This is a genomic window from Streptomyces sp. NPDC006265 (genome assembly GCF_040613555.1).
GTDB lineage: Bacteria > Actinomycetota > Actinomycetes > Streptomycetales > Streptomycetaceae > Streptomyces.
Genome location: NZ_JBEXSH010000547.1, coordinates 1 through 6,057 on the forward strand (window position 1 = coordinate 1; position 6,057 = coordinate 6,057).

Here is a 6,057-nt window from a genome sequence, read left to right on the forward strand (position 1 = left end):
ACGACCTTGTCGCGCCGGCCGTTCTCGCCGTCGCCCGCGGCGATCTCGCCGTCGCCGAGGCGGGCGCCGGAACCGCGGACCGACTGCCGGATCACCAGCCGGGTGCTCAGCTCCACGTGGTCCTCACCCGGAGCCTCCCCTTCGAGCGCCAGCCGTACGGCGGAGCGGCCCAGTTCCTCGTACGGCATGGCCTGCGGGTCCCCCGTGGGGTGCTGTCCGCCCACGTACCTCCTGCTCAAGCCGTCGGGACGGTGGTCGTCACCCCCGCGCCGGTTCGATGTTCTGGTTGGCGTGGAAGAGGTTGTCCGGGTCGTAGGTCCGCTTGACCCGGGCGAGGCGGTCGTAGTGGTCTCGGTACGTCGCCCGGACCCGCTCCTGGCCCTCGCCCGAGCCCATGAAGTTCACGTACGAGCCGCCCATCGAGTACGGGTGCAGTGCCTCCTGGTAGCCCACGCACCACCGCCTGATCGTCTCGGCGTTGGCCGGGTCGGGGTCGACGCCGGCGAAAACGCCGGACCAGCGTGCGTCCCGGTAGCTCCACGCGGTGTCGTCCGGGCCGACCCGGTGGGCGGCTCCGTCGATGGGGTAGAGGTGCATCAGGGACAGCGGCGTGGGGTTGCTCCGGCCGTACTCGAGGTGCACGTCCAGGGCGGCGTCGGGGATGCTGTCGAAGAAGTCGCCCCGCCAGTACCACTGGTAGCCGGCCGGGATCAGTTCGTCGAACATGCCCTGCAACGCGTCGTACGGCATCGGCGTCGTGAAGTGGAAGGCCGGCCGGCCCGCGTCGTTCACCACCGAGAGGGTCTCGTCGAGACCGTCCAGGTCACCTGTGCAGCACCACACGACGGCGCACACCTTCTTGCCGTGGAGCTCCTCGGGGAAGGGCGGGCCGGGCGGGACGACGAGGACGGCGAAGAACCCGTAGACGTCCTCGGGGGCCTGCGGGAGGAACTCGCGGTACCAGGCCAGCACTTCACGTGTGCTGTCGACCGGCCAGAGAGTCACCCCGGCGCCGACCGTGCCGACCGGGTGCAGCCGGTAGGTGAGGGAGGTCGCGATGCCGAAGTTGCCGCCGCCGCCCCGCAGGGCCCAGAACAGATCCGGGTGCTCGCTCTCGCTCGCCGTGACGAAACTGCCGTCCGCCAGCACCACGTCCGCGGCGATCAGGTTGTCCACGGTCAGCCCGAACTTGCGGGTGAGGTAGCCGTGGCCGCCGCCGAGGGTGAGCCCCCCGACACCCGTCATGGAGATGATGCCGGTGGGGGTGGCAAGGCCGAAGGCCTGGGTGGCGTGGTCGAGATCGCCGAGCCTGCTGCCGCCGCCGACCTCGGCGGTCCGCGCCTGCGGGTCGACCCGCACCCAGCGCATCGGCGAGAGGTCGACCGTCACGCCGTCGTCCACCAGGCACAGGCCGGGCCCGCTGTGCCCGCCGCCCCGCACGGCGAGTTCCAGGCCGTGGTCGCGGACGTAGGTGACCGCGGCCATCACATCGGCGGTGTCCGTGCAGGGCACGAGGGCGGCGGGCCGTTTGTCGATCATCGCGTTGTAGATCTTGCGAGCCTCGTCGTAACCGGCGTCCCGCGGGCCGATCACCGGCCCCCGCAGCGTCGTCCGCATCTCTTCCAGGGTGGCGGTGTCCATGACGATCTCCTCGGGACGCTTGCTCGTGCTGACACCACCAGCCTCTCGCCGACCGCGGAGCGACGCATGTCCGGAGCATTCGCCGCCGCCGGGGGGAGGGCCGTGCCGGTTCCGATCCCTCCGCCCGGAAGCTCGCGTCAGGCCAGGGTGACCTCGACCGGCAGCTTCTTGATCCCGTTGACGAAGTTGGAGCGGACCCTCGGGACGTCACCGCTCAGGCGGATGTCCGCCAGGCGCGGGATCAGTTCCTCGAACATGATGCGGATCTCGGTGCGGGCGAGCAGGTTGCCCAGGCACAGGTGGGGACTGCCCTTGCCGAAGGTGACGTGGTCGTTGTCGCGGCGCGTGACGTCGAAGTCGTAGGGATTGCCGAAGATCTCCTCGTCGCGGTTGCCGGAGGCGAACCACATCACCACCTTGTCGCCCTCCTTCACGCGCTTGCCGCCCAGCTCGACATCGCGGGTGGCGGTGCGGCGGAAGTGGTAGACGGGGGAGGCCCAGCGCAGGAACTCCTCGACCGCGGCCGGGATCAGCGAGGGGTCCTCCTGGAGGCGGGCCAGCTGCTCGGGGTGCTGGATGAGGGCCAGCATCGAGTGGGAGATGGTGTGCCGGGTGGTCTCGTTGCCGGCGACGACCAGGAGCAGGAAGTAGTTGTCGAAGTCCTGCGCGGAGAGCGGGACTCCGTCGCGGGGCGTGGTGTTGACCAGGCGGGAGACCAGATCGGTGCCGTCGCCGCCCTGGCGCCGCCGGGCCAGCTTTCGGCCGTACTCGAAGACCTCCAGCGAGGCGGGGGAGCGGAACGGCAGGTCGCGGTACTGCTCGCTCTCCTCGCTGTGCAGCAGGACGTCGGCGTAGTCGGGGTCGGTGTGGCCGATGATGCGGTTGCCCCAGTCGATGAGCTTCCGGTTGTCCTCGGGGGGCACGTCCAGCAGCCGGGCGAGCACGTTGATGGGGAAGTCCGCCGAGACGTCCTCGACGAAGTCGAAGCGGCCCTTGGCGAGGGCGGCGTCGAGGGTCCTCGCGGTCAGTCCGCGCAGGAAGTCGGTGTAACCGTTGATCACGTTCGCGCCGAACTGCCGCTGGATCAGGCTCCGCAGCGCCCGGTGCCGCACCCCGTCCAGTTCGAGGATCGAGGCGCGCTTGTTGATCTGGTCGTCGTCGACCTCTTCGAGGTTGACGAACTTCGTCGAGGTGAACGTCTCGGCGTCACGGTCGACCCGCACGATGTCCTCGTGCCGGGTCAGGGACCAGAAGCCGGAGTTGGGTGCCTCCTCGGGCTGCCAGTGCACCGGGTCCTCGTGGCGCAGGGTGTGGAACATCCGCCACGGCGTCACACCGTCGGTGAAGCGGTCCAGGTCGGCGAGGTCCACGTCGGCGAGGGGCAACGGCTCGCGCACGGCGTCGGTCGGGGTCTCGGTGGTCATCGGCAGCTCCTCGGCGTCACAGGGGGCGTCACAGGTGGTAGGCGTACTCGGTGAACTCCCAGTCCGTGACATGCCGGTGGAAGCGTTCGACCTCGTCGCGCTTGTAGGAGAGGAAGGACGTGGTGAATCCCTTGCCGAGCAGGTCGGTCAGGGATGTGTCCGCCTCCAGCGCGTCCAGCGCGGCGGACAGGGTCTGCGGCAGCACGGCGGAGCGGGCGGTGTCGTAGCCGTAGCCCTCCAGGGGGGCGGGCGGCTCCTCGCCGGCCAGCACGCCCAGCAGCGCGGCGGCGGCCGTCCCGGCGATCGCCAGATAGGGGTTGGCGCTCGCGTCCCCCAGCCGTAGTTCGAGCCGGGCGCCGGTTCCGCGCTCGGGCGGGATGCGCACCATGGCGCTGCGGTTGTCCAGCCCCCAGTCGATCAGCCAGGGCGCGAGGGTGTCCGGGCCGAAGCGTTTGTACGAGTTGATCGTGGGGTTGAGCAGCGCGGCGAGGGCCGGAGCGTGGGCGAGGACACCGGCGACGGCGTGCCGGGCGGTGGTGGACAGGCCGTACGCGCCCGACGGGTCGTCGAAGGTGTTGCGGCCCTGTTCGTCGTCGCAGGACAGGTGGAGGTGGAAGCCGGAGCCGCCCGCGTCGTTGAAGGGCTTGGCCATGAAGGTGGCCAGCCGGCCCTCCTTGCGGGCCAGTTCCTTGATCGCGGCCTTGAAGCGGAAGGAGCGGTCGGCGGCCGACACGCCGTCCGAGTGGACCAGGTTGATCTCGATCTGGCCGCCGTCGAACTCGTGGTTGCCGCTGATCGCCCCGACCCGCAGATCGCGTACGTGGCGCAGGGTGCGCAGCAGGTGGTTGTCCGGGTCGGCGCGCAGGCCCGCGGTGTAGACGACCCCGGGGTCGGGCGCGTAGCGGCGCCAGCCGCCGGACGTGTCCCGCTCGCACAGGAAGTACTCGAGCTCCGGTCCGACGACCGGCCGCAGCCCGTGCTCGGCGCACCGGGCGAGGACGGACCGCAGCAGATCGCGGGGCGACTCGGGTGCGGGAGCGCCGGTCGCCGGGTCGACGACCTCGCCCAGACAGGCGGCCACCCCCGGCTCCCAGGGCAGCGGCACCAGCGTGGCGAGGTCCGGACGGACGCAGATGTCCGGCAGCCCCGCGTCCAGCCCGCCGCTGACCGGGACGACGTCCCCCTGCGGGCTGGTGTGGTAGACGGCCCGGCAGAACGCCAGGCCGTGCTCACAGGCCCGGGGCAGCTCTTCGAGCAGCACGTCACGCGCCCGGTCGGTGCCGATCAGGTCGGGATAGGTCACCCGGACCACGTCGATGCCGTCGGCGGCGAGCCGGTCCATGTGGCGGCGGACTTCTTCAGAATCGTGAGCGCTCACCGTTGTCTCCTCGGGCGGACGTCGGGACACCTCCGGGACAGGGGGCCGGGGAGGCGGGTGGCGTGAGAGCGAGCGTCCGGGCGCGGCGGAGCCAGGACCGCCCGGTGGTTGTTTGACGCCAAACGGTAAGGCGGGGCGAGGGGCCCCGCAAGAGGGCCGGAGCAAGAATTTATCCATCCGGATAGCTCTTGACCAGACCCCTGCCCCTGCCTACCTTGTTTGAAGCCAAACGAGTTCGGGGTGCTTCTCACGCACCCCGTTGGCCGGGGCCCGGCCCTTCCGGCCGGGCCCCTTTCCCTTCCGCTTCGACGCCCTCACATTCAGGAGGACCGGCCATGAAGGTCGTCGTCGACATGAACAAGTGCCAGGACCACGGTCAGTGCGTCTTCTCGGCCCCCGATGTCTTCCGGATGGACGACGACGGCCGCCTGGCCTACGTCCCCGACCCCGACGACGCCCTGCGCGACGAGGTCGAGGAGGCCGCGGACGTCTGTCCGCTGCAGGCCATCCGGATCGAGGACTGACATGAGCGGGCGCATGATCGTCGCAGGCGCCTCCCTCGGCGGACTGCGGGCGGCCGAGCAGCTGCGCGCCACGGGCTGGACCGGCGGCATCACGGTGATCGGCGACGAGCCGCATCCGCCGTACAACCGGCCCCCGCTGTCCAAGGAGGTCCTCGCGGGCAAGGCGGCCTTCGCCTCCCTGGCCTTCACGCCGAAGGCCTCCGCGACGGATGTGGAGTGGCGGCTGGGCACGAGGATCGTCTCCGCCCGGCTCGCCGGCCGGACCGTCGAACTCGACGACGGCGCGGTGCTCTCGTACGACGGTCTGGTCGTCGCCACCGGGATGCGGCCCCGTCGGCTGCGCTGCCCCGGGCCGGTCGCCGGCCGCCACACGGTCCGGACCATCGACGACGCCCAGGTGCTGCGGGACGGGCTGACCCGGCCCGGTGCGCGGGTCGTCGTGGTCGGCGCCGGGTTCATCGGCTGCGAGGTGGCCGCCACGGCGGTCGGCCTCGGTGCCGCCGAGGTGACCGTCGTCGATCCGCTGCCGCTGCCGATGGTCGGGCCGCTCGGAGAACTGCTCGCCCGCGAACTGCGCAGGCGGCACGAGGAGCGCGGGGTCCGCTTCGTGCTCGGTGCGGAGGTCGCCGGATTCGAGGGCGGGGACCATGTCACCGGCGTCGTGCTCGGTGACGGGTCCGTGCTGCCCGCCGATGTGGTGGTGGAGTCCGTGGGATCGGTCGCCAACACCGAGTGGCTGGAGGGCAACGGACTCGACCTGGGCGACGGTGTGCTCACCGACGCGCACTTGCGCGTCGGCGGCCGTCCCGATGTCGTCGCGGTGGGCGATGTCGCCCGCTTCCCCAACGCCCGCTACGACGGAGCGCCCCGGCGGGTCGAGCACTGGTCGGTGCCGACGGACTCGGCCAAGCACGCGGCGAAGGTACTCGTCGGCGGCGACGCCGGCCTGGCGCCCTTCGCGCCGCTCCCCACCTTCTGGAGCGACCAGCACGACTTCCGGTTGCAGTCCTTCGGGGCGCCCGTCCTGGGACTCGGCGATGTCCGTGTCCTCGACGGAGACCCCTCGGGGGACGTGCTGGTCGGTTACCAC

At 71.2% G+C, this 6,057-nt stretch carries 5 protein-coding genes and 1 pseudogene; 2 read left to right on the plus strand and 4 right to left on the minus strand.

All coding sequences use genetic code 11. The features are described from left to right. Positions 1-74 precede the first annotated feature (74 nt). The 4 genes and pseudogenes from ABZ281_RS33380 to ABZ281_RS33395 form a co-directional block, all read right to left on the minus strand. Positions 75-188, minus strand: a pseudogene (locus tag ABZ281_RS33380) (LacI family transcriptional regulator); the annotation flags it as partial. 70 nt (positions 189-258) lie between these two features. Continuing rightward, positions 259-1,641 carry an FAD-binding oxidoreductase gene (locus ABZ281_RS33385; RefSeq protein WP_356661611.1) on the minus strand — a complete coding sequence of 461 codons (1,383 nt, stop codon included), beginning with the start codon at positions 1,639-1,641 and terminating at the stop codon, positions 259-261. Between the two features lie 137 nt (positions 1,642-1,778). Continuing rightward, entirely contained in the window at positions 1,779-3,065 is a 1,287-nt protein-coding gene (locus ABZ281_RS33390) for a cytochrome P450 (protein ID WP_356661613.1), read from the minus strand. A 28-nt stretch (positions 3,066-3,093) separates the two neighbouring features. Further along, positions 3,094-4,443 (minus strand): glutamine synthetase family protein, encoded by a 1,350-nt coding sequence (locus ABZ281_RS33395; protein WP_356661615.1) that lies wholly within the window; start codon positions 4,441-4,443, stop codon positions 3,094-3,096. Positions 4,444-4,778: 335 nt separating this feature from the next. On the opposite strand from ABZ281_RS33395, the gene ABZ281_RS33400 reads away from it, so the two are divergent. Beyond that, positions 4,779-4,967 carry a ferredoxin gene (locus tag ABZ281_RS33400; RefSeq protein ID WP_031108213.1) on the plus strand — a complete coding sequence of 63 codons (189 nt, stop codon included), beginning with the start codon at positions 4,779-4,781 and terminating at the stop codon, positions 4,965-4,967. A 1-nt stretch (position 4,968) separates the two neighbouring features. Beyond that, positions 4,969-6,057, plus strand: a 1,089-nt coding sequence (locus ABZ281_RS33405; RefSeq protein WP_356661617.1) for an FAD/NAD(P)-binding oxidoreductase, incomplete at its 3' end; no start/stop codon positions are given.

Excerpts from the sequence above, each read along its gene's own strand:
- ABZ281_RS33385 (WP_356661611.1), bottom strand. The coding sequence starts at position 1,641 with ATGGACACCGCCACCCTGGAAGAGATGCGGACGACGCTGCGGGGGCCG.
- ABZ281_RS33390 (WP_356661613.1), bottom strand. The coding sequence starts at position 3,065 with ATGACCACCGAGACCCCGACCGACGCCGTGCGCGAGCCGTTGCCCCTC.
- ABZ281_RS33400 (WP_031108213.1), top strand. The coding sequence starts at position 4,779 with ATGAAGGTCGTCGTCGACATGAACAAGTGCCAGGACCACGGTCAGTGC.